The sequence below is a fragment of the Bradyrhizobium sp. Kon58 genome (assembly GCF_055807455.1).
Map to the genome: position 1 here is coordinate 1 of NZ_JBVVOT010000539.1, position 253 is coordinate 253.

1 protein-coding gene is annotated in these 253 nt (G+C 55.3%); it reads left to right on the plus strand.

What is annotated here, in order from left to right; translation table 11 throughout:
• On the plus strand, positions 1-253 hold a 253-nt coding region (locus AC0L20_RS41410; protein ID WP_473295897.1), incomplete at both ends, for a hypothetical protein.

Genomic DNA, 253 nt, shown 5'->3' on the forward strand with positions numbered 1-253 from the left:
CCTGGCGTTTGCTGGCGGGCGTGGTCAGGGCGCGCAGGCCGGCGAAGCTGTCGGCATTGACCAAACCCGCGCCGACCAGCTCCTGCAGAGCGGTCTCCAGTTCGCGCCCTCCCACATTGGACGGTGGTTGACCAGCAATTCGCAATCAACCTTGAAGGGTTATTTCTTTTTCTTCTTGTCGTTGCGCAGTATTCAGTACTCGGCGGCTAAATGCTTAGTTGCAAATCCTCCGCAAGTTTCATTGTTTTATAAG